Consider the following 23,885-nt stretch of genomic DNA (forward strand, 5'->3'; position numbering starts at 1 on the left):
TTTATCTTAAATATTCTATATTGATTTTAGAGCGGAGTTTATCAAAATAATCTTGTATAAAATTTTGTCTTTGTTCGCTTACATAAGCGTTTAAAACTTCATTTTTAACTTGCTCATATTCAGGAGTTTGTGCTCCATCTTTGCTTTTAACTTCATAAAGCTCATAGCCATTTTTTCCATTTAAAACAGGGGAAAAGCCTCCAACAGGAATTTGCGATAAAAGCCCTAAAAGTCTTGGATCGGCATTGCTTGTGTTTAAAGATGCATTTTGTGGTTTAAGGATTGTTTTTTTTGTATTTTTGATATTTTCTAAAGTTTGAGGATTATTTAATACATAAATATTTACATTAATTTGTGTATAAAAAGTGAATTTATCTTTATTTTGTTCGAAAAATTTTTTTGCTCCATCATCACTAAAATCAGTTTTTGCCATACTTGCGATTTTTTCATAAAGTTTTCTTTTTTCTAAATCTTTTTTAAAATTTGCATGAAATTGTTCATAGCTTTGATTTTTGGATTTTAAATTTGCTTTGAAAGCATTTAAAGTGGTTTTGTTTTGAGCAAGCATTTTATTTATAGCATCATCAAGCTCTAGATCATTGACTACAATACCTAGTTGTTTCATTTGTGAAATTTCCATTTTTTCATTGATGAGTACGCCTAAAGCTTTATTTCTATCAATTTTAAGTGCTTTCATAGTTTGATCTATATCATAAGTTGTGATAGGCTCTTTGTCTACAACTACAGCTATAGCATTAATGGTATTTGCGCTAGCTAAACTTGCAAAAAATGCAAAACTTAATAAAATTTTTTTCATTTCAAACCTTTATTTAAGTATAAATATCGCATTATATCAATAAAAATTTAAGAAAAGGCAAAAAATGCACGAAAAACTTACAACGCGTTTTGCTCCAAGCCCAACAGGGTATTTGCACATAGGTGGACTTAGAACAGCTCTTTATAATTATTTATACGCTAGAAAAAATGGTGGAAATTTTTTACTTCGTATTGAAGATACGGATTTAAAAAGAAATTCTAAAGAAGCTACTAAAGCAATTATCGAAGCTTTTAAATGGTGCGGTTTAGAACATGATGGAGAAGTAACTTACCAATCAGAGCGTTTTGATCTTTATAAAGAATATGTCAAAAAGCTTTTAGATGAAGGCAAGGCGTATTATTGTTATATGAGTAAAGAAGAATTAGAAGAATTGCGCGCCAAGCAAGAAGCCGCCAAAGAGCGCCCAAGATATGATGGAAGATATAGAGAATTTACAGGCACGCCACCTCAGGGTATAGAACCTGTTGTGCGTATTAAAGCGCCTCAAAGTGGCGAGATTGTTTTTGAAGATGGGGTTAAAGGCGAGGTAAGATTTAAAGCAGAGGATATAATGGATGATTTTATTATTGCAAGAAGTGATGGAACTCCAACTTATAATTTTACTGTTGTTATTGATGATGCTTTAATGGGGGTAAGTGATGTGATTCGTGGGGATGATCATCTTTCAAATACTCCTAAACAAATTGTGCTTTATGAAGCATTGGGTTTTAAAATTCCTAAATTTTTTCATGTGGCTATGATACATGGAGAAGATGGTAAAAAGCTTTCAAAAAGACATGGAGCAACTGATGTTATGGAATACAAAGAAATGGGAATTTTACCTCAAGCTTTGCTTAATTTTCTTGTGCGTTTAGGTTGGAGTCATGGTGATGACGAGGTTTTTTCACTAGAAGATTTGAAAAAACTTTTTGATCCTTATCATATTAATAAAAGCGCATCTTGTTATAATGCTAAAAAGCTTGAATGGCTTAATGCTCATTATATTAAAACTTTGCCTTTTGAAGAGATTAACCGTCAGCTTAAAGATCTTGGCTTTGATTTATCTGTTTATGAAAAGGCAGGATTTTTACTTGATTTATTAAGAGAGCGTGCAAAAACCTTGCATGATATTATCAATAGTGCAAAAAGCATAGTTAATGCACCGCAAAATTATGATGAAAATGCAGTGCAAAAATTTGTTAACGAAAATAATTTAGAATTGCTCCAAGCATTTGCTAATACACTTAAAGATCAAAAAACAGGTAAAGATTTTGAAGATTTTACAAATGATTTTTTAGAAAAAAAAGAAGCAAAGTTAAAAGATTTGGCTCAGCCTATACGCATAGCTTTAACAGGGAGTGCGGTAAGTCCTAGTATTTTTGAAGTATTAGAATTTTTAGGGGTTGATGAGTGTAAAAAAAGAATAGAAAATTTTTTAAAAGTTAGAGGAAAATAAAATGAATTTAAAAGAAGAAGCTTTAAAATACCATTTAGGTGGGAAAATTGATATTGTACCAAGTAAGCCAATGGCTACAAGTCATGATCTATCTTTGGCGTATAGCCCAGGAGTTGCAGAACCTTGCCTTGAAATCGCTAAAGATAATGAGCTTGCTTATACTTATACAAATAAGGCTAATTTAGTAGCTATAGTTAGTGATGGTTCTGCTGTTTTAGGACTTGGAAACATAGGAGCACAGGCTTCAAAACCTGTTATGGAAGGTAAGGCTTGTTTGTTTAAAAAATTTGCAAATGTCAATGCTTATGATATAGAAATTGATGTTCATAGTATAGAAGAGATTGTAAATTTTTGTAAGGCTTTGGCTCCGACTGTGGGTGGGATAAATTTAGAAGATATAGCTGCTCCAAAATGTTTTGAAATTGAAGCGGCTTTGCAAGATTTAGGAATTCCTGTAATGCATGATGATCAGCATGGAACGGCTATTATTTCAACTGCGGGACTTATGAATGCTATGGAGATAAGTGGTAAAAAATTTAAAGACATTAAGGTGGTTGTAAGTGGCGCAGGTGCCGCAGGTATAGCAAGTGCTAAGATGTATAGAAATTTAGGGGTCGAAAATATTATTTTAGTAGATAGCAAAGGTGTTGTTTCTAAGGATAGAAATGATTTAACTCCTCAAAAGCTTGAATTTGCTGTTGATTCTAAGGAAAAGACTTTAAAAGAAGTTTTAAAAGGAGCTGATGTTTTCCTAGGACTTAGTGCGCCAAAAATTCTTGATGATGAAATGGTTTTAAGTATGGCAAAAGATCCTGTAATTTTTGCTTTGGCAAATCCTATCCCTGAAGTGATGCCTGAAGATGTGGCTAGACTTAGAAAAGATGCGATTGTAGGAACAGGAAGAAGTGATTATCCAAATCAAATCAATAATGTTTTAGGTTTTCCTTTTATTTTCCGTGGGGCTTTAGATGTGCGTGCAAGTAAAATCACTGAAAATATGAAAGTAGCGGCTGCTAAAGCATTAGCAGATCTTGCAAAACTTCCTGTAAGCGATGCGGTTAAAAAAGCTTATAATTTAAGCACTTTAGAATTTGGAAGAGATTATGTTATACCAAAACCTTTTGATGAAAGAGTAAAAGCTGCAGTTAGTACAGCTGTAGCAGCAGCTGCGGTAAAAGATGGTGTGGCTAAGGTGAAAAATTTTGATGAGAAAGCTTATTTTGAAAGCTTAAAATGAAAAATATTCATTGTATCAATCATCCATTGATCGAACATAAATTAGGAATTTTAAGGGCTAAAGAGACAAAGCCCTTTCAATTTCGTATGTTAATCGATGAAATTTCATCTTTTTTGCTTTTTGAAGCGAGTAAAGATTTTTCTTTAAAAGAAATTGAAATTTCAACACCTATACAAAAAGTCACGGTAAAAAAACTTGATGAAAAGATTATGATTTGTCCTATTTTAAGAGCTGCACTAGGAATGCTTGAAAGCGTTTTTAAGATGATTCCTGATGCAAGTGTTGGATTTTTGGGATTTGTGAGAAATGAAGAGACTTTAAAGGCGGATTTTTATTTTCAAAAACTTTCCAAAGATGCAAAAAAACGCACTGCTATTGTTATAGATCCTATGTTTGCTACAGGTGGGACTGCTATAGAGGCTTGTAATTTTTTAAAAAGCCAAGGAGTTAAAAAAATAAAATTTATATCCATGCTTGCTGCTCCACAAGGTTTGAAAAAATTTAGCCAAATGCATGATGATGTAGAAGTTTTTGTGGCTTGTATTGATGAAGGTTTAAATGAAAAAGGTTATATTATCCCAGGGCTTGGAGATGCAGGAGATAGAGTGTTTAACACTCTTTAAAAGAGATGATTTTTGGAAAAATTGATTATATTAATCTTTTACCTTTGCATATATATCTTAAAAAATATCCCTTACCCAATGGTTATAAAGCAAGTATGGAGTATAAAAAAGGAGTTCCAAGTAAGCTAAATAAAGATTTATTTTATAGAAGAATTGATGCAGCTATCATTTCAAGCATAGAAAGCGCTAGAAAAAAATATAAAAATTTAGATTTGGGTATTTGTGCTAATAAAAGAGTTTTAAGTGTATTAGTAGAAAAAAATACATCAAATGCCAAAGATCCAAGTTCAGCAACTTCAAATGCTTTAGCTAAAGTATTAAAACAAGATGGAAAAGTAATTATAGGTGATAAGGCTTTAAAGCTTTATCTAAAAGATCCTTCTAAATATATCGATTTATGTGCAAAATGGCATGAAAAAACAGGATTGCCTTTTGTTTTTGCTAGATTTTCTTGTGTGCAAAAAAAAGCTTTATATAAACAAATTTTGAAAAAATTTCCAAAAACAAAGATTAAAATTCCTTATTATATACTGCAAAATTATGCCAAAACAAGGGATTTAGATATAAAAGATGTTAGATATTATTTAGATGAAGTTATATATCATAAAATTTCTACCAAAGAAAAAACAGCCTTAAAGCGTTTTGTAAAGGCTTGTAAGGCTTTAAATCTTGCTTAGTGTTCAAATTCTCTAAGTTCTTTAACTGTTCCAAGGAGTATTACAACATCTCCACTATAAACTGTCGTGGTTTCTAAATCAGGTAGTATTTCCCAGTCGCTATTTAATTTTTTATAAGAAATCACTTTCATATTTTGTGCTACATGTTTTAAAGAATTTCCTGCTAATTTTTCATCTATATTGATCTTAATAGCTCGTATAGTATTTGCTGAAAGATCAAAAACTTCATAATCAGCATCTTTAGTTAAAAATTCTTTTACTAGTCTTTTAGCACTTTCTTTTTCAGGATAAATAACCTTTGTTGCGCCTAACTTAGAAAGAATTTGACCATGGATATTAGAGGTTGCTTTAGCAATGATATTTTTAACACCTATATCCTTAAGCGCCATAAGAGTAAGGATTGATTTTTCAACATTTTCTCCTATGCTAACAATAACAACTTCAACATCATGAAAGCCTGCTTCTTTTAGGGCTGAAATATTTGTAGAATCTAAAATATAAGCATAGCTTGGAGGATTTTGTATACTTTTTAAAGCTTCCTCATCTTTATCCGCAACGATAACAGTATGACCTCCAGCAATGAGTTCATCTGCTACAACTGAGCCAAATTTTCCAAGTCCTATGATTCCATAATTAAGATTTTTCACGATTTTACCTTTATAAATTAACCTTTCCTTCAGGGAATTTTAAATGAATAGCTTTGTCTTGTTTGAATACCGAGAGTAAAAAAGCAAAAACACCTATCCTGCCACTTAGCATCATAATGATGATAATCACCTTGCTAGGATCACTAAATAAAGCACATAAAGATAAAGTTCCACCATTTCCTACTGAAATTCCTACGGTTGCAAAAGCCGAAGAAGTTTCAAAAAGCAAGGCTATAAAATCAAATTTTGACTCTAGCAAGGAAAGCAAAATAACAGCTATTACTATATAAACAGCTGAACCTACGGCTATAATAAAAGCTTTAGATATAGTTTCTCTTGGAATTTCATGTCCAAAAATTCTAACTCTTCCATCGCGGATACTCCAATAAGCATAGAGTAATAAAACCATTACAGTTGTTACTTTCATACCTCCAGCTGTTCCACCTGGTGCACCACCAATAACCATAAACAATGATCCAAAAAATAAGCTTGCATCATGCAAATGTCCCATATCTAAGGTGTTAAATCCTGCTGTGCGGTAATTAATAGCGATAAAATATGAGCTTAAAATTTTATCAAAAAATGAAAAATGTCCTATGGTTTGAGGATTTGAGTATTCAAAAGCAAAAATAATAAGCGTTGAAGAGAAAATAAGAAAAATACTTGCAACAACAACCATTTTTGTATGTAGGCTTAAATTTTGCAATTTTTTTCTTTGAAAAAAGTATAATTCAACCAAAACAAAATATCCAAGCCCTCCAATAATAATCAAAGAAGTGATAATAAGATTAATTGCTATATCATGTTTATAAGCTATAAGTCCATGTTCAAATATAGTAAATCCAGAATTATTAAAAGCACTAATAGAATGAAAAATTCCAAACCATAAAGCTTTCTTAAAATTCATTTCAAGGGCAAAACGCATGGTAAGAAGTATAGCACCTATCAATTCTATAGTAAAAATGAACAGCAAAACCTTTTTAAAAAATTTAAATAAACCATCCATTGATGGATAAAATAAAGACTCTTTTAGTAAATTTCTTGCACTAAAACCAACTTTTTTGCGTATGAGTATATAAACAAATAAACCTATACCCATATATCCTAAACCGCCAATTTGCACCAAAGCTAAGATAATAATTTGCCCTGCTAAGGTAAAATCAACCGCAGTGTTCTTAACTACTAATCCTGTCATACTAACAGCAGATGTGCTTGTAAAAAAGGCATCCAAAAAATCAATAGGAGTTGTATGCGCCCAGCTTGAATGTAGCAATAAAGCTCCAAACAATGCAATAATAATATAACCAGCTAGTAAAATTTTAAAAGTTCGTCTATCTAGTCCAAATTGTTTCAAAAAATTTCCATTTGATAATGATCTAAAGCGGGTATTCTATCTTATTAAAACTTTAAGGGAAATAAAATTTTATTTTTGTATTTAAACTTAAATTAAAGAAAAAAAGATACAATTACATTTTTACTTTATCAAACATTGTGGTTGGATAGCTCAGTCGGTAGAGCAGCAGACTGAAAATCTGCGTGTCGGCAGTTCGATTCTGCCTCTAACCACCACTTTATCTTTCGAAAAATCACATCACATACTTTTTTATATAAGATTGAAATATTTAAAGAACTAAAAGTTATTTTTTAAAGAAAGAGTCTATAGCTTATATGTAGAATGGTGGATTTAGCAGGACTCGAACCTGCGACCAACCGGTTATGAGCCGGTTGCTCTAACCAACTGAGCTATAAATCCGCCTAAGTTGAATTAAAAGATAAAATTATATCTTATTAATGCTTAAAAATATTTTATTTAGCCTTTATATCCGTCCAAAAATATCTAAAAGTGATTAAATGCTGTAAAATTCCAAAAAAAATCATAAAAATAGTAAAAGAACTTCCACCATAACTAAAAAAAGGCAAAGGGATCCCAACTACTGGTGCAAAACCTATAGTCATTGAAATATTTACTGCCGCATAAATAAAAATAAATAATGCAACACAATTAATAGCAACTCTAGCAAAATAATCATCTTTAAGTTTATAATTTAAACTAAGTAGATGAAAAATAAGTAAAATATAAAATATAATTAATGTCAATCCCCCAATAAATCCAAATCTTTCTATCATGTAAGCGAAAATAAAATCACTAGTTGAAATAGGTAAAAATTTAAAATGAGTTTGCGTAGCTTCATCTTGAGATTTTCCGGTTAAACCACCATTTCCAATAGCTATCATTGATTGGGCTACTTGATAACTTGGTTTTTCTGAAATAAAATCATGAATTCTTTGCTTTTGGTAGGGTTTTAAAAGATGTGTATAAATAATAGGAGAGCTAACACTTATAGCTATAACAATACTTAACCAAATTTTATAATGAACTCCCATGATAAAAAGTACTCCAAAACCAACAAGTAGTAAAACCATAGCACTTCCTAAATCAGGTTCTTTTGCAATTAGCAAAAAAGGCAAGATGATGTAAAAGCTAAGTTTGATGAATTGTTTAAGTTTGTATCCATTTTTTGGAGGAGGATTTTGATAAATAAGATAGGCAAGCATTAAAATAAAACTAGGTTTAAAAATTTCAGAAGGTTGTATAGTAAAGTGAGTAAAAGGAATTTCAAGCCATCTTTTAGCACCTAATTTTTCAACCCCAAAAATATCTACGCTTAGCAATAAAAAAATATTAATCCAATAAGCAACAGGAATAATCCAAATAAATTTCCTTATGGGAAAGAAGAAAAAAACCATAAAAGCAAACAATCCCACACAGGCATAAACAAACTGTTTTTCTGCTAAAAAAGGATTAGCTTCAAAGATTAAGAAAAATGAAATAAGAATTATGGGTAAAAATAAAATGGGTTGCATATAGTCAAAATGAGTTAAAATTCTTCTATCTAATCTAAACAAAATTTGCCTTCAGTTGGTAATATAAAGCTATAATTATAAACTAAAATTTTAAATTTATCAAAACCTCTAAGGAAAAAATGCAAACTTTTTTAGTAGATGAAAATTCAAGGCTTGATGTATTTTTGGCTAAAAAATTAAACCAAAGTCGCAATCAAGTTGCTTTACTTATAGAAAAAGATTGCGTACAGGTTAATGATAGAATTCAAGATAAAAATTCATTTAAGCTTAAAAATGGTGATATTATTTCTATTGCAAGTTTAAAGCTTTGCAATGAGATAAAACCTCAGTTTGAAGTGGATTTTGATATTGATGTGTTATACGAAGATGAAGACTTGCTTGTTTTAAATAAACCTTCAAATTTAGTCGTTCATGGAGCAAGTAGCGTTAAAAATGCCACTTTGGTGGATTGGTTAATAGAAAAAAAATATACTTTATCAAATTTAGGAGGAGAGATAAGAGCTGGTCTTGTTCATAGATTAGATAAAGATACAAGCGGAGCTATACTGATAGCGAAAAATAACTTCACCCATCAAAAATTAAGCGAACAGCTTGCAGATAAAAGCATGGGAAGAATTTACCTTGCGTTAATTGATTTGCCACTAAAAGAAGATAAAATTATAGTAGAAAAATTTTTAATGCGTTCGCCTTCTAATGCTATTAAAAAAATAGCCATAGATAAGGAAAATAAATTCAGTAAAAACGCAAAATCAGCTTTTATAAATGTAGTAAAAACTGAAAATTTAACTTTGATGGCTGCTAAGCTTTTTACAGGAAGAACTCATCAAATTAGAGCGCATTTGGCTAGTTTAAATCGCCATATTTTAGGTGATAGTTTATATGGTTATAAGGGTAAGTATGATTGTAGGATAATGTTGCATGCTTATTTTTTGTATTTTATCCATCCAAAAACCAAAGAGCAAATTTTTGTTAAAGCACCTTTGATGGAAGATTTTAAAAATATTATGTTTAAACAAATTAATTTAGGAGAGAATGATGAAAAGATTTCGCTTGAGTTTTTACTTGAGTTTTTTAACTCTTTTGCTTAGTGCTTGTAGTGTTTCGCAAATGAATTCGCTAGCTTTAAGTAAAGAGCCTGCTGTAAATGAAAGCTTGCCAAAAGTTGAAAGTTTAAAAAGTCTTAGTGATATGAGTAATATTGCTTTTGAATGGGAGCCTTTATATAATGAAAATATTAAAGGATTTTATTTGTATCGTTCTAGTGATGAAAATCTTGATTTTAAACTTGTAGGCACTATTAAAGATAAGTTTCAAACTCATTATGTAGATACTAAATTAGAGCCTGGTACTAAGTATCGTTATATGATGAAAAGCTTTAATGAGCAAGGACAAATTTCAGAAGATGGCAAGGTTATAGAAGTCAGCACAGCTCCAAGACTTGAAGCTGTTCCTTTTGTTCAAGCTGTGACTAATTTGCCTAATCGTATTAAACTTATTTGGCGTCCGCATCCTGATTTTAGGGTTGATTCTTATATTATTGAAAGAACCAAAGGTGATGATAAAGAATTTAAAAAAATTACAGAAGTAAAAAATCGTTTAAACGCTGAATACATCGATAGTGATTTAAAACCTAATGAAAATTCAAGCTATAGAATTATTGCTGTGAGTTTTAATGGGATAAAGAGTGAGCCAAGTCAAGTTGTAAGTTCTACAAGCAAGGCTTTACCTCCTCAAGTTGAGCATTTAAGTGCTAGCACAGATGGTTCTAATAAAATCATTTTAACTTGGGATGCTCCTACGTATGAAGATTTTTCTTATTATAAAGTTTATTCTACGAGCTCAAGTTTCCTTCCTTTTAGTGTTTTGGCAAAGACTGATAAAAATTCTTATGAGGATATGGTAGAAGGAGCAGGTAAAAGCAAGTATTATAAAGTAACAATGGTGGATAAAGATGGTCTTGAAAGTCCTATGCCAAAAGATGGTGTAGAAGGTAAAACTTTAGGTAACCCTTTGGCTCCTAGTATTATTTTGGCTCAAAGCACAAGCGAAGGGATAAATTTAGAATGGAGCGATAATGATACTAGAGCTGTTGAGTATGAAGTAAGACGCTATGGCGGGGAGCAAAATGCTGTTTTTAAAGGCATTAAAGAAAAGCGATTAAAAGATGTAAAAGCTTTACCAGGGATGGAATATAGTTACGAAGTTATTGCTATTGATTCAGCCGGGCTTCGTTCAGAACCTTCAAGCAAAGTTAAGGCAGCTCAGTAGTGCCAAATTTTAAAAGCAAAAAGATCAAAGAAATAAATCTGCCTTATAGCAAGGATGATGTTGAATTTCTTTGGCTTGCTAAGAATGATAATGTTAGTCTTATTTATACAAAGGTTCAAGAAGAGAGTTTTTTTCTGCAGATTAAAAAAGCACAAAATGGTTTTGTGATTAAAGGCGATAAACATACAAAACCTTCTAAAATAGGTTATTTGCAAAAGGCTTTAAAAATCTTTAAAGAAGGTTTTTGTGAGGATATTATCAATAAAGCTTTTGGACTTAAAAACAATGCTTTAATTGAAAAAACACCATTTATTGTTGATAATTTTGATGAGCTTTTATCTAGACTTCAAGGTAAAATTTATATAGAAATAGGCTTTGGATCAGGAAGACATTTGCTTTATCAAGCAAAAGAAAATCCAAATGTTTTAATTTTAGGGGTGGAAATTTACAATCCAGCTTTAACTCAAGTAGCTAAACTTGCTAAAGCACAAAATGTAAATAATATTTTGCTAATCCAAAGTGATGCGAGATTGTTATTGAGTGTATTAAAATCAAAATCAGTTGAAAAGATTTTTCTACATTTTCCTGTTCCTTGGGATAAAAAGCCTCATAGGCGAGTTATTGGGAAAGATTTTTGCAAAGAATGTGCTAGGGTTTTAACCCAAAATGGTCGTTTTGAGCTTAGAACAGATAGTTTTGAGTATTTTAATTTTACTCTAGAACAATTTTTGACTTTTCCTGCTCCAAAATTTAGTCTTAGAAAAAATGAAAATTTAGAAATTTCAAGCAAATATGAAGATAGATGGAAAAAGCAAGAAAAAAATATATATGATCTTTGGGTGTGGAATTTTAACCAAGAGTGTAAAAACTATGAGTTAAATGAATTTAATCTCTCATCGGTTGAATTTTCTAAAGAGGATTTGAAAAAAATAGAGCAGAACTTTAAAAATATTACTATAAAAAAAGATGATTTTTTCTTGCATTTTGAAAGCATCTATAAACAAGATGAGAATTTGCTTTTAAAGGTTGCTTTTGGAGCTTTTAATAAGCCTGAACATTGTTATTTACATCTTGATAAAACGATCGATTTTGCTTTTAAAGAACCATTTAAAATTCAAGAAAATATTAAAGCGATAAATGAATTAAAAGAAATTTTAAAAGTTCAGTTTAAAATATAATTTTTCTTGAAAATTAAGCAAAAATAAAGCATAATTTAAAAATTTAAAAAGGGAAATTAAGGAAAAAGGATGCCTAATTTAATCCAAGCAAATAAACTTACTTTAGGTTATGATGAATTAGTTATTAAAGAAGCGAGTTTTGCTTTTAAGGATGATGATTTTGTTTTTATTACGGGTAAAAGCGGGAGTGGTAAGAGTACGCTTTTAAAGTCTTTTTATGGAGATTTAGAACCTATTTCTGGTAAGCTTGAAGTATGTGGATCTTTGATGAATAAAATTGGAAATTTAGAACTTTTAAAATTGCGTCAAAGAATAGGGATTATTTTTCAAGATTATAAACTTGTACAAGAATATAGTGTTGAAAAAAATGTTATGTTGCCTTTAATGATTAAAGGTTATAGCAAAAAAGTATGCCATGATCAAGCTGCTAAGCTTTTAAAGCATGTAAATTTAACTTTTAAAGCAGATAAATTGCCTAATCAACTTAGTGGTGGTGAGCAACAACGCGTCGCTATGGCTAGGGCTTTAGCTCATAATCCAAAGCTTTTGCTTTGCGATGAGCCAACGGGAAATTTGGACGAGTATTCTTCTGATATTATATGGACTCTTTTAAAGTCTGCTAGAGAGCTTTTAGGAACTTGTGTTATAGTGGTAACACATAGAATTCCTAGTAATTTAAGAGTGGATTATCGTCGTTTTAATATAGAAAATGGAAAAATGAATGAAATTTTTTAAAACACATTTATCTTTAATTTTACCTTTACTTTTTATGATGTTTGCTTTTGAATTTATTTTGATTACAAATGCAACTTTAAAGCATTATGAAGAACTTGTTAATAAAGATTATAATATTATAGTTGTCAGCAAAACTGAACTTGATCAGAATGTAGTAAAAACAAAAGTACCATTTTTTGCTGGACTTGAATCTTTGGATCCTAAGGATTTAATCGATCGTTTGAAAAATGATGTTTCTGAAAAGAATTTGAAAGTTTTAAAAGATTCTCTGCCAAAATTTTATACTTTAAAATTAAATTCTTTGCCCGATCAAAATGAACTAAATTCGATTAAAAATCAACTTTTAAATATTGTAGGTGTTAGTAAGGTTGAAACTTTTTCCAAAACCCATGATAAGATATACTCTTTGCTTATTTTGATGAAATTTGTTTTTTGGTTATTTTTGTTTATCATTATTTTACTTGCCTTTGTTTTGTTTTTAAAACAGATGAGAATTTGGCTTTATGAACATACCGATCGTATTGAAATTATGTGTTTATTTGGAGCTCCGTTTTGGTTTAGATCTTTTATGCTTTACAAGGTGGTTGTGGTTGATTGTTTTATCGCTTTTGTTATTTTACTTGCCTTTTTTACCCAAATTTTTGATCTTTCTATTATCCAAGAAAGTTTAAAGGCTGTAGATATTATTTTTCCACCTATTAATTTTATTTTACATTTGACTTTAATTTTTTTAGCTACTTTGTTTATTTGCTTGTTGTGTGTAAATACGGTTATGTTTAAGGTTAAAAGATGAGAAAAAATATTCTTATCTTTTTTTGTTTTTTTTTATTTGTTGATATAAGTTTAGCAAACGCTATAAATGAAAAAACAAAAAGTTTAGAAGAAAATAAACGCATACAAGAACAGCTAAATAAAAAACTTGAAGATTTGGCTAGTGATATTTTAAATGGTGAAAAAAGTTTGAAAGATTTAAGTTTGCAAATTGAAAGCTTAAATTCACAAACTTCTAAGCTTGAAGCAAGTGCTAAGGCTCAAAATCAAGAGTTAAACACCCTTACAAGCCAAAATGAAGATTTGCTTAAAAGTAAATCAAATATGGAAGGTAAGCTTATATCTTTAATGGCTAAAGATTTTGCTTATGATTTACCTATCCCTCAAGGCTATATTGAAAGTGAAGAAAGTTTTATGGCTTTTGAAATTTTAGGAAGTTTAAACAAAGTTTTAAATGAAGAAATTTTTAAAATTTCTAAAGATTATGAGGGAGTAAGCAGGCTTATTGATGATAAACAAGCTCAGATTAAGAAAATCAATGAAAGTCTTAAGGATTACAACGCTCAATTAGCCAAGCTTCAAAGTTTAAAACAAAAACAAATTAGCGAAATTAATAAACAAAAAACAGATCGAGCTATATATGCAAAAAAACTCGATGATTTGCAAGCTCAGCAAGAAGAGCTTAGAAAAACATTAAATCAATTAAAAATTATTAATGATAAAGAAGATGCAAATTCAAACAAAAATGATACTAAAATAGTAAAAAATAATCAAAAAATAAGACAATTAGGTTCAAGCTATCAAGGAAGTTCAGTCAAGCGTTACACAGGAAAAAAAACCATAGCTCCATTGGATTCTTTTACTGTGAAGCAAAAATTTGGAAATTATGTTGATCCTGTTTACAATCTTAAAATTTTTAACGAGAATGTAGTTTTAAGAAGCAATAAAAGCGATGCAGTTGTTAAAAATGTGCTAGATGGAAAAATAGTTTTTGCCAAAGATACTAGTATGTTAGCTCGAGTTGTTATTGTTGAACATGATAATGGCATACATACAATATACGCACATTTAGATAAGATTGCTCCTAATATTAAAGTTGGTAAGAATATCAAAAAAGGTGCCGTAGTGGGTAGAATAAAAAATGATCTTACTTTTGAAGTAACTCAAAAAAATTTTCATATCAATCCTTTGGAACTCATTAGCTTAAATTAGCTAAATTTAATGGAATTTAAAATATAATTTCAAGTTAAATAAGGAGAAATAATGCAAGAGAGAAAAAGAGTTTTAGTAAAATTTTCAGGAGAGGCTTTAGCAGGTGAAAATGGCTTTGGTATAGAAAATTCTATTTTAAAATTCATAGCTTCAGAGATTAAAGAACTTATAAAAAATCAAATAGAAGTAGGCATAGTTATAGGCGGTGGTAATATTATTCGCGGAGTAAGTGCTGCTAAGGGCGGATTGATTAAAAGGACAAGTGGAGATCATATGGGAATGCTTGCTACGGTTATCAATGCTATTGCTATACAAGAAGCTTTGGAAAGCTCTGGGCTTGAAGTTAGGGTTCAAAGCGCCATTCAGATGGAAGCATTTTGTGAAACTTATATTATGAGAAGAGCGCAAAGACACTTAGAAAAGGGTCGTGTTGTGGTTTTTGCCGCAGGTACTGGAAACCCTTATTTTACTACAGATACAACAGCTATTTTAAGAGCTGTGGAAATTGATGCAGATATGGTAATAAAAGCTACAAAAGTTAATGGAGTTTATGATAAAGATCCAAAACAATTTGATGATGCAGTATTTTTAAATACTTTAAGTTATGATGAGGCTATGCAAGATAATATTAAAGTGATGGATGATACAGCTATAGCTTTAGCTAAAGATAACAAACTTCCTATTGTGGTTTGTAATATGTTTGAAGAGGGTAATTTACTTAAAATCATACAAGGTGATACTAGCCTTTGTTCAATCGTTAAAAATAATTAAGGAGAAAATTATGGATAAAAGAATAGAAGAAGTAGCAGCAAAAGCTTTGGAAAAAATGGGTAATGATAGATATCGCCTTTCTTTAGTGGTAGCAAAAAGAGCGGAACAATTGGCGAATGGAGCAACCCCTTTGGTAGACTTTGATAAAAATAAAAATAAACTTGCAGATATAGCTTTATATGAAATTGCAGAAAATAAAATCACTTTAGAGGGTTTAGTTGAAACCAATCGATGAAGAATTATTGCTTGAACAATTAATCGATAATGTAAAAAATTGTAAAGATTTAGAAGCTGCTAAGGCTTTGCTTTTCGAAATTTGTGGCCATGATGCCATTCTTGAAAAAGCGGTAGATTACTGTATATTTTGCCATGAAGGGCAGTTTAGAAAAAGTGGAGAGCCTTATGCGGTACATCCTATTTTAGTAGCAACACTGGTTGGATTTTTAAGTGAAAATAAAAGCAATATTTTAGCTGCTTTATTGCATGATGTGATTGAAGATACAAACTGCACTGAAGAAGAACTTAGAGAGCAGTTTGGTTCTGAGGTTTTAAAACTTGTTTTAGGACTTACTAAAATTATAGAAATTAGAGAAGATAATCTCATTTCATCAAAATCTAAAAAAAGTTTAACTAAATCAGCCTTGACTTTCAGAAATATGCTTTTAGCAAGTATTGAAGATGTTGGGGTTTTGATTGTGAAGTTATGCGATAGGCTGCATAATATGCTTACTCTTGATATTCTAAGAGAAGATAAGCAAAAAAGAATCAGCGAAGAAACTTTAGTTGTATATGCCCCAATAGCCCATAGACTTGGTATTTCAAGCATAAAAAATTATTTAGAAGATCTTAGTTTTAAATATCTTATGCCAGATGAGTATAAGCTTATTGACAATTATATCAACTCCAATAATCAAGAAATGCAATTAGGTTTAAATGAATTTATTTCCAAAATCGAACTTTTATTTTTGAGCAATGGCTTTAGACAAGGTAGTTTTGAAATTCAAAAACGCATTAAACATAGCTATTCTATTTATCTTAAAATGCAGAGAAAAGGCATTGGTATTGAAGAAGTTCTTGATTTGCTTGGGGTAAGAATTTTGGTTGAAAAAGTAAGTGATTGTTACTTGGCTTTGGGAATTTTACATACACATTTTAATCCCTTGGTTTCGCGTTTTAAGGATTATATAGCCTTGCCTAAACAAAATGGTTATCAAACTATACACACCACACTTTTTGATGCTAAAAGTATTATAGAAGCACAAATTCGAACTTTTGATATGCATAAAATTGCGGAATTTGGTATAGCAGCGCATTGGAAATATAAAGAAGATGGCAGTGTGGTTGCGCCTCGTCTTGATTGGCTTACGGATATTTCAATGCAAAGTATAAACAATCTTGAAAATGCAGAAGATTATAATGCTATTGAACTTTATGAATATGCTAAAGATAGTCTTTATGTTGAAGATGTCGCAGTTTATTCTCCTAAGGGAGAAATTTTCACTTTGCCTCGTGGTGCAACGGTTCTTGATTTTGCTTATGAAGTGCATACCAAAGTAGGGCTTCATGCAAAAAGTGCTTATGTAAATCGTATTAAAGTACCTTTGTTAACCGAGCTTAAAAATGGCGATATTGTGCGAGTGGTTACTAGCAATGATAAATTTTATCGCTGTTCTTGGATAGATAGTGTTAAAACAGGAAAAGCAAAAGCGAGTATAAGGGAATTTTGTAAGCAAAAAATCAGAGAGATTAATCTAGCAAGTTCTATTAATATGTTAAGTTTTATTTTTGGAGTTGATAAAAACAGAATTGAAACTTGGATAGAAAAAGAAAATTTAGCCAGACGCATTAGACAAGTAGCAACAGATAGTGCTTATTTGAAAGATATAGTTAATGGTCTTAAAAAATACGCCAAGAAGTCATATTGGTTTGATAAATATGAGATTAAAGAGCAAAAAATAGGAAATTTTACTCTATATTGTAACAATAAAATCGCTAATGTGGATTTTGATTTTTGCTGCCATCCAAAAAGAGGTGATGCTGTTTTAGCTTTTGTTAAAGGTGGTAACGCTATTGTCCATCATAAGTTTTGCGATAGAGCTGATAAAATGATAGATAATAATCAAGATATGGTATTTATAAAATGGGATTCTAACATCCCTAAATCTTATAAATTGATTTTTTCTTTGGAAAATAAAAAAGGTGTTTTAGCGGAATTTTTGGCATTTTTAGCTAAAATGCAGATAAATCTATTAACAATTAATTTATCAAGTGATTTAAATTCGGCGGTAGATTATTTTGAGATTACAATGGAAATTCCTGATAATATCAACCCAGATAGTGTCAAGGATAGGTTAAAATCTCGTTGTAAAATTTTAGATTTTACATCTTTAAATGATGCTTATAAAGAAGGTTAAAAAGGTTTATTATGGATATAAAAAAAATATTAGCAGAAGTTAAGCGTGGTTGTGCAGAGCTTATTGATGAAGAAAGAATAGAAAATTTAATTAAAAATTATTATGAAAAAGGTGAAAATTTCTTTATAAAAGCAGGATTTGATCCTACAGCACCTGATTTGCATTTAGGCCATAGCGTGCTTTTAACAAAAATGGCTTTTTTGCAAAAACATGGAGCTATTGTGCAATTTTTGATTGGAGATTTTACAGGACAAATTGGCGATCCAAGTGGAAAAAGTGCAACGCGTAAAAAGCTGGATAAAGAGCAAGTTTTAACCAATGCTAAAACTTATGAAACACAGGTTTTTAAGGTTTTAGATAAAGAAAAAACACAGATTAAGTTTAATTCTGCTTGGCTTAATGAACTTGGAGCTGCGGGTATAGTAGAGCTTACTTCAACTTTTAGTGTAGCTAGAATGCTTGAGCGTGACGATTTTACCAAGAGATTTAAAGAGCAAAGCCCTATTTCGATTTGCGAGTTTTTATATCCTTTACTTCAAGGATATGATAGCGTGGCTTTAAAAAGCGATATTGAAATGGGTGGAACGGATCAAAAATTTAATCTTTTAATGGGAAGACAGCTTCAAAGAGTTTATAACATAGGAAAAGAACAAGCTGTGATTATGATGCCTTTACTCGAAGGTTTAGATGGTGTAAACAAAATGAGTAAGAGTTTAAATAATTACATTGGTGTTACAGAAAAAGCTAATGATATGTATGCTAAAATTTTAAGTATTAGTGATGAATTGATGTTTAGATACTATGAACTTTTAAGTCAAAAAAGTCTAGAAGAAATTGCGCAGATAAAAAAAGATATAGAACAAGGTAATTTACATCCTAAAAAAGCTAAAGAAAATTTAGCTTTAGAGATTACAGAGCGTTTTCACTCCAAAGAAGAGGCTGATAATGCTAAGTCTGAATTTGATAGAATTCATTCTCAAAATGCTTTACCAAGTGATATGGCTGAGTTTGAAATACAAGGGAAAATTTGGCTTGCTAAGGCTTTGGTTGAATGTGGTTTGGAAAGTTCTACTTCTGCAGCAAGAAGAAGCATCAGTGCTAATGCAGTAAGTGTAAATTCTCAAAAAGTTAGCAACGAGCAAATGCATTTAGAACAAGGAGAATACATCTTACAAATAGGTAAAAGAAAATTTGCAAAATTAAAGGTAAAAGAATGAATTTACAACCCTTACAAATAGGAAAACATACTATAAAATATCCCATTTTTCAAGGGGGAATGGGACTAGGCATAAGCTGGGATAGACTGGCATCTGCGGTTTCTTTAAATGGTGGACTTGGGATTATTTCTTCTGTGGGAACAGGATATTATGAAGAAAGAAAGTATGCAAGTAAAGAATTAAATGCTAAGCCTTATGGAAGTGAAAATTTTTACTCACGCAAGGGTTTGCAAGCTTTGATTAATAATGCAAGAAAAGTTTGTGGCGATGCACCTTTGGGGTGTAATATCTTATGTGCAAGTAATGATTATGCAAGAATAGCACGCGATGCTTGTGAAGTTGGTTTTAATGTGATTGTTTCAGGTGCTGGACTTCCCACAAATTTACCTGAATTTGCTGCAGATTTTCCTGATGTGGCTTTAGTGCCTATCATTTCATCTGCAAAGGCTTTAAAAATTATTTGCAAAAGATGGCAAAGCCGTTACAATCGCTTGCCTGATGCAGTGGTTTTAGAAGGGCCAAAAAGTGGAGGTCATCAAGGTTTTACTTATGAACAGTGCTTAGATCCAAATTATCAGTTAGAAAAATTAATCGCTCCTGTGGTAGAAGAGGCTAAAAATTGGGGATCTTTTCCTGTGATTGCTGCGGGTGGAATTTGGGATAAAAAAGATATAGAAAACGCTATTTCTTTAGGGGCTAGTGGTGTTCAAATGGGAACGCGTTTCATAGGAACTTTTGAATGTGATGCGAGTGAAGAGTTTAAAAGCGTTTTGCTAGCTTCTAAAGAAGAAGATATAGAGCTTATTAAATCTCCTGTGGGCTATCCTGCACGTGGGGTTAGAACCAATCTTTTAAATTTGGTAGATAAAAGAATGGGTCCAAAGATCAATTGTATAAGCAATTGTGTAGCACCTTGTGGACGCGGAAAAGAGGCGACTAAAGTAGGGTATTGTATAGCAGATAGGCTTTTTGATGCGTGGTCAGGTAAAAAAGAAACAGGACTTTTCTTTACAGGTGCAAATGGATATCGTTTAGATAAGCTTATCAGTGTTAAAGAACTTATGGAAAAATTGGTTAATGGTGAATAATGGCTAAAATTTTTGTATTTTTAGTATTTGTTTTCACAACTCTTTTTGGAGCTTATGAAAATGAACTTGCAAATTTCGATAAAAATTTTATCGGTTCTAAAAGTGAAGTACAAGTAAAATTTCACCATCAGCTCAAAAGCCTTTATATACAAAGTGTTATTAATGAAGATGAAAAAACTAAAATTGAAATTTTAAAAAGATTGATCATCAGTTCAAATACTTTAAATTTAGATGACAAGTCATATGCTAATGAGTTAAAAGAAAGTGGTATAAGTGAAGCAAGTATCAATGCTTTAAGAAAGGCTGTTATTAAAGATATTAAGGTTCAAAATATTTCTCAAGACACTGAAAAATCAACTTTTGAACCTATAAAAACAGTTCAAAAAAATGAAAAAAAATCATCTAACGAACAAATAAAAAATACAGAAAAAACAAATTCTAAAACTTCGCAAGCACCAAAGAGTAGTATCGTTTCTAAAGCAAAAAGCGATGATAAAATTTATGTTTTAAAGTCAAGTAAAACAAACCAAGGTGTAGAGTTTGAACTAAATGCAGATTTGGATAAGGATCAATTAAAAAGTTTTGCTTTAGACGAAAAAGGAAACTATCGTTTTATTAGTGATTTTGATGGGGTTTTAGAAGGGGGTAAAAAAGAGTTTAAATTTGATGACTATCGTTTAGTGATTTCACAATTTAATCCCAAAACCATACGCATAGTGGTTTATGCTAAAGAAAAAATTCCTATTGATATATCTTTTAAAGAAGAAAAATTAATTTTTTCAAAAGAAACTGCTAGTCAAAAAAAGACTGAGCAAGTTAGTAAAATTTCAGAGAAAAAGCAAGATCAAAAAACAGAAATTAAAACCAAAGTTTTAGAAACAAAAAAACAAGATAAAAAAACCAATAACGAAAAAGAAAATCAAGAGCCTTTATATGTTTTAGATGTGGATAAAATTTCTAATGCTGTGGTGTTAAATTTAAGCGATGATTTAGATGAAAAAGAAATAGCAGTATTTGATACCAAAGATCAAAAATTCCGATATGTTGTAAGTTTTAAGGGTGTGTTAGAAGGCAATAGAAAAAGCTTTACTTTTGGACAAAATGTGATTACAGTTACTCAATACAATCCAAAAACTGTTCGTGTGGTTTTGAGTGCTCCTAAAGAATTTAAACTCTTAAAGGAGTTGGATAATAAAAATCTCACTTTAGGTTTTTATACACAAACTACAAATCAAAATGTGAGTAAAAAAGCAAATCAAAGTTCTAGTAAAACTTTAAATACAAATTACAAATCAGGAAAGCTTGTGGTTATCGATGCGGGGCATGGTGGAAAAGATAGCGGTGCCTTAAGTGATAAAAAAGGAAGTTTAAAAGAAAAAGATATAGTTTTAAGCACGGCTTTAAAACTTGGAAATGAACTTAAAAAACGCGGTTATAAAGTGCTTTATACCAGAAGTTCGGATAAATTTATCAATCTTCGTGATAGAACCAAATATGCCAATGATAAAAGAGCGGATTTGTTTATTTCTATACATGCTAATGCAGCACCAAATGCCACAAAAGCTAAAAGTAGCGAAGGCGTGGAAACTTTCTTTTTAAGTCCTGCAAGAAGTGAAAGAAGTAAAAAGGCAGCAGAAAAAGAAAATCAAGGGGATTTTGAAGAGATTAATTATTTCTCAAAACAAAGTATTTTAAATTTCTTAAATCGTGAAAAAATCGTTGCTTCAAATAAACTAGCCATTGATGTACAAAAAAATATACTCACTCAAACACGCAAAAAGTATAAAATCGTAGATGGCGGTGTAAGAGAAGCACCTTTTTGGGTTTTAGTAGGTGCGCAAATGCCTGCAATTTTGATTGAAATTGGCTATATCACACATCCAAATGAAGGCAAAAGAATCGCCAATAAAGCTTTTCAAGATTTATTAGTTAAGGGTATTGCTGATGGAGTTGAGAGTTATTTTTATAACAACCGATGAAAAAAGCTAAGCTAATCTTTAAGGATAATACTCCTTTTTCTTTGGATTTTGATGATTTTTATTTTAATTCCAAAGATGGCTTAAATGAAAGTAAATTTGTTTATACTCATTCTTTTGAATGGAAAAATCAAGAAAATTTTATTATCGCAGAGAGTGGTTTTGGTATAGGTTTAAATTTTTTTCTTACTTTGAAACGCTTTTTACAAACTACCCCTTCTAAGCGTCCTAAAAAACTTTTTTATATTAGCGTAGAAGCTTTTTATATCGAAAAAGAACAATTAAGAGAAATTTATCAAAAACTAGGATTTTATGAAGAGTTTAAAGAGCTTTTAGAACAATTTTTAAAATTTTATCCTAAGGCTAAAGAAGGAATTTATCGTTTTTATTTTGAAGATTGTTTTTTAGATCTTGTTTTTGAAGATATAGCTGTTTTAAAAGAATTGGATTTTAAAGCTGATGTTTGGTATTTAGATGGATTTTCTCCAAATAAAAACTCGCAAATGTTTGATGAAAATTTAATCTTTGAAGTGGCAAGACTTTCTAAAAAAAATACACAAATTTGCACCTTTTCTTCGGCAGGTTTTTTACAAAAAAATTTAAAAAAATATGGTTTTAGAGTAGAAAAAACCAAAGGTTTTAGAAAAAGAGAAATGATTAAAGCTTATTTGGAAAATGAGCTTGAGTTTAAAGACAAAGAAGCGTATTTTTCAAGAACATTTTCATCTTTAAAAAATAAAAAAGTAGCTATTATTGGTGCGGGTATATCAAGTGCTGTTTTAGCTTATGAGCTTAGTTTAAGGGGTTTTGAAATAGATGTTTTTGAAAAACATTTAGAATTAGGCAAGGGTGCAAGCGGAAATGAAAGTGGAATTTTAAGCTCTTTAATCTTAAAGCCTAAGGTAAATTTAGGGGAGTTTTCAGAGCTTTCTTTTATAGAAGCAAGCCGTTTTTATAGACAAATTTTAGATTTAAAATTTAAAGGTGTGATGGAGTTTGCACATAATGATTTGATGCAAGAAAGATTTAACGCACAAAGAGAAAATATTTTGTTTAAAATTTCAAAAAATCAAGCTTTTTTAGAAGGGGGTGGAGTGATTTTTCCAAAAAATTTGGTTAAAAATCTTTTTGAAAAAAGCAAAGCTTGTATATATTTTAATCATGAATTTCAAGCTTATAAATTTGAAAATGAGTGTTTTAGTTTAAATTTTAAAAATAATATTGTTAAAAGTGATTATGCGGTTTTGATTTATGCTATGGGTGCAGATACAAAAGACTTTGTTTTTTATGATGAGATGAAATTAAGTAAAGTAAGAGGTCAAGTTACACATCTAAAACCTTTTTTAGATACCCCATTTCCTTTATCTTCTAAGGCTTATATTTGCCCTATAAAAGATGATTTGCAAGTGATTGGAGCAAGTTATGATAGGCTTAATGCAAGTTTAGAATCAAAAGAAGAAGATGATAAACAAAATATAGAAAATATAGCCGAATTTATAGATAAAAATACAAAATTAGAAATCATAGGTTCTAAAGTAGGTTTTAGATCTTATTCGAGTGATCGCTTTATGATAGTTGGAAATGCTTATGATGAAGCGTTTTATAAAGAAGAATATAAAGCTTTATTATGGACAAAAAATAAGGAGCAAAAACCAGCTAAAATGTCTTGTAATTTGTATTTTAATTTTGCTCATGGGTCAAGGGGTTTTAGTACAAGTGTTTTAGCGGCAAGGTATTTGTGTGCATTGATAAATAATGAACCCTTGTGTTTAGAAAAAAAATACATCCACGCTATTCACCCTGCAAGATTTTTGATTCGTAAACTTAAAAAAGGCTTATGATTAAGCTTTAATTAAGAGTGATGCTAATATTTGCTTATGATGGTAAGTTTTTAACTTTATTTTAACTTCCTTTATTTTATTATTATAGAGAA

Annotated in this window: 21 protein-coding genes and 2 tRNA genes; 18 read left to right on the forward strand and 5 right to left on the reverse strand. The window is 30.5% G+C overall.

Going from position 1 to position 23,885, the window contains the following annotated elements; translation table 11 throughout:
- Nucleotide 1 precedes the first annotated feature (1 nt).
- Nucleotides 2–817: a peptidylprolyl isomerase SalC gene (gene salC / locus ELQ07_RS00080; RefSeq protein ID WP_070248755.1), complete on the reverse strand. Its 816-nt coding sequence runs from the start codon at nucleotides 815–817 to the stop codon at nucleotides 2–4.
- 64 nt (nucleotides 818–881) lie between these two features.
- On the opposite strand from salC, the gene gltX reads away from it, so the two are divergent.
- The 4 genes from gltX to ELQ07_RS00100 are packed head-to-tail and all read left to right on the forward strand — an operon-like array spanning nucleotide 882 to nucleotide 4,810.
- A complete protein-coding gene (gene gltX / locus ELQ07_RS00085; RefSeq protein ID WP_052797616.1) occupies nucleotides 882–2,273 on the forward strand; it encodes a glutamate--tRNA ligase in 1,392 nt (463 codons plus the stop codon).
- Nucleotide 2,274: 1 nt separating this feature from the next.
- Complete coding sequence (locus ELQ07_RS00090; protein WP_070248757.1) at nucleotides 2,275–3,510, forward strand: malic enzyme-like NAD(P)-binding protein; 1,236 nt, start codon at nucleotides 2,275–2,277, stop codon at nucleotides 3,508–3,510.
- Entirely contained in the window at nucleotides 3,507–4,133 is a 627-nt protein-coding gene (gene upp / locus ELQ07_RS00095) for a uracil phosphoribosyltransferase (RefSeq protein WP_134224568.1), read from the forward strand. The genes ELQ07_RS00090 and upp overlap by 4 nt, the downstream gene beginning before the upstream one ends.
- Nucleotides 4,134–4,138: 5 nt before the next feature.
- The gene (locus ELQ07_RS00100; protein ID WP_002857885.1) at nucleotides 4,139–4,810 is read left to right on the forward strand and encodes a menaquinone biosynthetic enzyme MqnA/MqnD family protein; all 672 of its coding nucleotides are present in this window, start codon (nucleotides 4,139–4,141) and stop codon (nucleotides 4,808–4,810) included.
- Here the strand turns inward: ELQ07_RS00100 and ELQ07_RS00105 are convergent.
- Complete coding sequence (locus ELQ07_RS00105; RefSeq protein ID WP_002853664.1) at nucleotides 4,807–5,457, reverse strand: TrkA family potassium uptake protein; 651 nt, start codon at nucleotides 5,455–5,457, stop codon at nucleotides 4,807–4,809. The genes ELQ07_RS00100 and ELQ07_RS00105 overlap by 4 nt on opposite strands.
- Before the next feature lie 10 nt (nucleotides 5,458–5,467).
- A complete protein-coding gene (locus ELQ07_RS00110) occupies nucleotides 5,468–6,811 on the reverse strand; it encodes a TrkH family potassium uptake protein (RefSeq protein ID WP_002876757.1) in 1,344 nt (447 codons plus the stop codon).
- Between the two features lie 139 nt (nucleotides 6,812–6,950).
- Here ELQ07_RS00110 and ELQ07_RS00115 point away from each other — a divergent pair.
- A tRNA-Phe gene (locus ELQ07_RS00115) sits at nucleotides 6,951–7,026 on the forward strand.
- 107 nt (nucleotides 7,027–7,133) lie between these two features.
- Here the strand turns inward: ELQ07_RS00115 and ELQ07_RS00120 are convergent.
- Nucleotides 7,134–7,210 (reverse strand) — tRNA-Ile (locus ELQ07_RS00120).
- Between the two features lie 53 nt (nucleotides 7,211–7,263).
- Complete coding sequence (locus tag ELQ07_RS00125; RefSeq protein WP_002853654.1) at nucleotides 7,264–8,364, reverse strand: FtsW/RodA/SpoVE family cell cycle protein; 1,101 nt, start codon at nucleotides 8,362–8,364, stop codon at nucleotides 7,264–7,266.
- Between the two features lie 77 nt (nucleotides 8,365–8,441).
- Here ELQ07_RS00125 and ELQ07_RS00130 point away from each other — a divergent pair, with 77 nt between their 5' ends.
- The 13 genes from ELQ07_RS00130 (at nucleotide 8,442) to mnmC (ending at nucleotide 23,793) form a co-directional block, all read left to right on the forward strand.
- Complete coding sequence (locus ELQ07_RS00130; RefSeq protein WP_052825470.1) at nucleotides 8,442–9,410, forward strand: RluA family pseudouridine synthase; 969 nt, start codon at nucleotides 8,442–8,444, stop codon at nucleotides 9,408–9,410.
- Nucleotides 9,355–10,590 (forward strand): fibronectin type III domain-containing protein, encoded by a 1,236-nt coding sequence (locus ELQ07_RS00135; RefSeq protein ID WP_088303513.1) that lies wholly within the window; start codon nucleotides 9,355–9,357, stop codon nucleotides 10,588–10,590. Before ELQ07_RS00130 ends, ELQ07_RS00135 begins: the two co-directional genes overlap by 56 nt.
- A complete protein-coding gene (gene trmB / locus ELQ07_RS00140) occupies nucleotides 10,590–11,768 on the forward strand; it encodes a tRNA (guanosine(46)-N7)-methyltransferase TrmB (protein WP_088303512.1) in 1,179 nt (392 codons plus the stop codon). Before ELQ07_RS00135 ends, trmB begins: the two co-directional genes overlap by 1 nt.
- Nucleotides 11,769–11,837: 69 nt before the next feature.
- Complete coding sequence (locus ELQ07_RS00145; RefSeq protein ID WP_002856386.1) at nucleotides 11,838–12,503, forward strand: ABC transporter ATP-binding protein; 666 nt, start codon at nucleotides 11,838–11,840, stop codon at nucleotides 12,501–12,503.
- The gene (locus ELQ07_RS00150) at nucleotides 12,490–13,296 is read left to right on the forward strand and encodes an FtsX-like permease family protein (RefSeq protein ID WP_002853622.1); all 807 of its coding nucleotides are present in this window, start codon (nucleotides 12,490–12,492) and stop codon (nucleotides 13,294–13,296) included. Before ELQ07_RS00145 ends, ELQ07_RS00150 begins: the two co-directional genes overlap by 14 nt.
- Nucleotides 13,293–14,486, forward strand: a complete 1,194-nt coding sequence (locus tag ELQ07_RS00155) for a M23 family metallopeptidase (RefSeq protein WP_002853860.1) — start codon at nucleotides 13,293–13,295, stop codon at nucleotides 14,484–14,486. The genes ELQ07_RS00150 and ELQ07_RS00155 overlap by 4 nt, the downstream gene beginning before the upstream one ends.
- A 51-nt stretch (nucleotides 14,487–14,537) precedes the next feature.
- The gene (pyrH, locus tag ELQ07_RS00160; protein ID WP_002854049.1) at nucleotides 14,538–15,257 is read left to right on the forward strand and encodes a UMP kinase; all 720 of its coding nucleotides are present in this window, start codon (nucleotides 14,538–14,540) and stop codon (nucleotides 15,255–15,257) included.
- A gap of 10 nt (nucleotides 15,258–15,267) precedes the next feature.
- The gene (locus ELQ07_RS00165; RefSeq protein ID WP_002853464.1) at nucleotides 15,268–15,492 is read left to right on the forward strand and encodes a DNA-directed RNA polymerase subunit omega; all 225 of its coding nucleotides are present in this window, start codon (nucleotides 15,268–15,270) and stop codon (nucleotides 15,490–15,492) included.
- Nucleotides 15,476–17,671, forward strand: a complete 2,196-nt coding sequence (locus tag ELQ07_RS00170) for a bifunctional (p)ppGpp synthetase/guanosine-3',5'-bis(diphosphate) 3'-pyrophosphohydrolase (RefSeq protein WP_070295730.1) — start codon at nucleotides 15,476–15,478, stop codon at nucleotides 17,669–17,671. The genes ELQ07_RS00165 and ELQ07_RS00170 overlap by 17 nt, the downstream gene beginning before the upstream one ends.
- A gap of 11 nt (nucleotides 17,672–17,682) precedes the next feature.
- Nucleotides 17,683–18,888, forward strand: a complete 1,206-nt coding sequence (tyrS, locus tag ELQ07_RS00175) for a tyrosine--tRNA ligase (protein WP_134224569.1) — start codon at nucleotides 17,683–17,685, stop codon at nucleotides 18,886–18,888.
- Nucleotides 18,885–19,976, forward strand: a complete 1,092-nt coding sequence (locus tag ELQ07_RS00180; RefSeq protein WP_070295729.1) for a nitronate monooxygenase family protein — start codon at nucleotides 18,885–18,887, stop codon at nucleotides 19,974–19,976. Before tyrS ends, ELQ07_RS00180 begins: the two co-directional genes overlap by 4 nt.
- The gene (locus tag ELQ07_RS00185) at nucleotides 19,976–21,955 is read left to right on the forward strand and encodes an N-acetylmuramoyl-L-alanine amidase (RefSeq protein WP_070316989.1); all 1,980 of its coding nucleotides are present in this window, start codon (nucleotides 19,976–19,978) and stop codon (nucleotides 21,953–21,955) included. The genes ELQ07_RS00180 and ELQ07_RS00185 overlap by 1 nt, the downstream gene beginning before the upstream one ends.
- Nucleotides 21,952–23,793 (forward strand): bifunctional tRNA (5-methylaminomethyl-2-thiouridine)(34)-methyltransferase MnmD/FAD-dependent 5-carboxymethylaminomethyl-2-thiouridine(34) oxidoreductase MnmC, encoded by a 1,842-nt coding sequence (gene mnmC, locus ELQ07_RS00190; protein WP_134224570.1) that lies wholly within the window; start codon nucleotides 21,952–21,954, stop codon nucleotides 23,791–23,793. Before ELQ07_RS00185 ends, mnmC begins: the two co-directional genes overlap by 4 nt.
- Nucleotides 23,794–23,885: the final 92 nt, after the last annotated feature.

This window comes from Campylobacter sp. US55 (assembly GCF_004378955.1).
Classification (GTDB): Bacteria; Campylobacterota; Campylobacteria; order Campylobacterales; family Campylobacteraceae; genus Campylobacter_D; species Campylobacter_D jejuni.

Bases quoted from the DNA above. Each gene is read 5' to 3' on its own strand.
- salC (WP_070248755.1), bottom strand. From the start codon at position 817: ATGAAAAAAATTTTATTAAGTTTTGCATTTTTTGCAAGTTTAGCTAGC.
- gltX (WP_052797616.1), top strand. From the start codon at position 882: ATGCACGAAAAACTTACAACGCGTTTTGCTCCAAGCCCAACAGGGTAT.
- ELQ07_RS00090 (WP_070248757.1), top strand. From the start codon at position 2,275: ATGAATTTAAAAGAAGAAGCTTTAAAATACCATTTAGGTGGGAAAATT.
- upp (WP_134224568.1), top strand. From the start codon at position 3,507: ATGAAAAATATTCATTGTATCAATCATCCATTGATCGAACATAAATTA.
- ELQ07_RS00100 (WP_002857885.1), top strand. From the start codon at position 4,139: ATGATTTTTGGAAAAATTGATTATATTAATCTTTTACCTTTGCATATA.
- ELQ07_RS00130 (WP_052825470.1), top strand. From the start codon at position 8,442: ATGCAAACTTTTTTAGTAGATGAAAATTCAAGGCTTGATGTATTTTTG.
- ELQ07_RS00135 (WP_088303513.1), top strand. From the start codon at position 9,355: ATGATGAAAAGATTTCGCTTGAGTTTTTACTTGAGTTTTTTAACTCTT.
- ELQ07_RS00145 (WP_002856386.1), top strand. From the start codon at position 11,838: ATGCCTAATTTAATCCAAGCAAATAAACTTACTTTAGGTTATGATGAA.
- ELQ07_RS00150 (WP_002853622.1), top strand. From the start codon at position 12,490: ATGAAATTTTTTAAAACACATTTATCTTTAATTTTACCTTTACTTTTT.
- ELQ07_RS00155 (WP_002853860.1), top strand. From the start codon at position 13,293: ATGAGAAAAAATATTCTTATCTTTTTTTGTTTTTTTTTATTTGTTGAT.
- pyrH (WP_002854049.1), top strand. From the start codon at position 14,538: ATGCAAGAGAGAAAAAGAGTTTTAGTAAAATTTTCAGGAGAGGCTTTA.
- ELQ07_RS00165 (WP_002853464.1), top strand. From the start codon at position 15,268: ATGGATAAAAGAATAGAAGAAGTAGCAGCAAAAGCTTTGGAAAAAATG.
- tyrS (WP_134224569.1), top strand. From the start codon at position 17,683: ATGGATATAAAAAAAATATTAGCAGAAGTTAAGCGTGGTTGTGCAGAG.
- ELQ07_RS00180 (WP_070295729.1), top strand. From the start codon at position 18,885: ATGAATTTACAACCCTTACAAATAGGAAAACATACTATAAAATATCCC.
- ELQ07_RS00185 (WP_070316989.1), top strand. From the start codon at position 19,976: ATGGCTAAAATTTTTGTATTTTTAGTATTTGTTTTCACAACTCTTTTT.
- mnmC (WP_134224570.1), top strand. From the start codon at position 21,952: ATGAAAAAAGCTAAGCTAATCTTTAAGGATAATACTCCTTTTTCTTTG.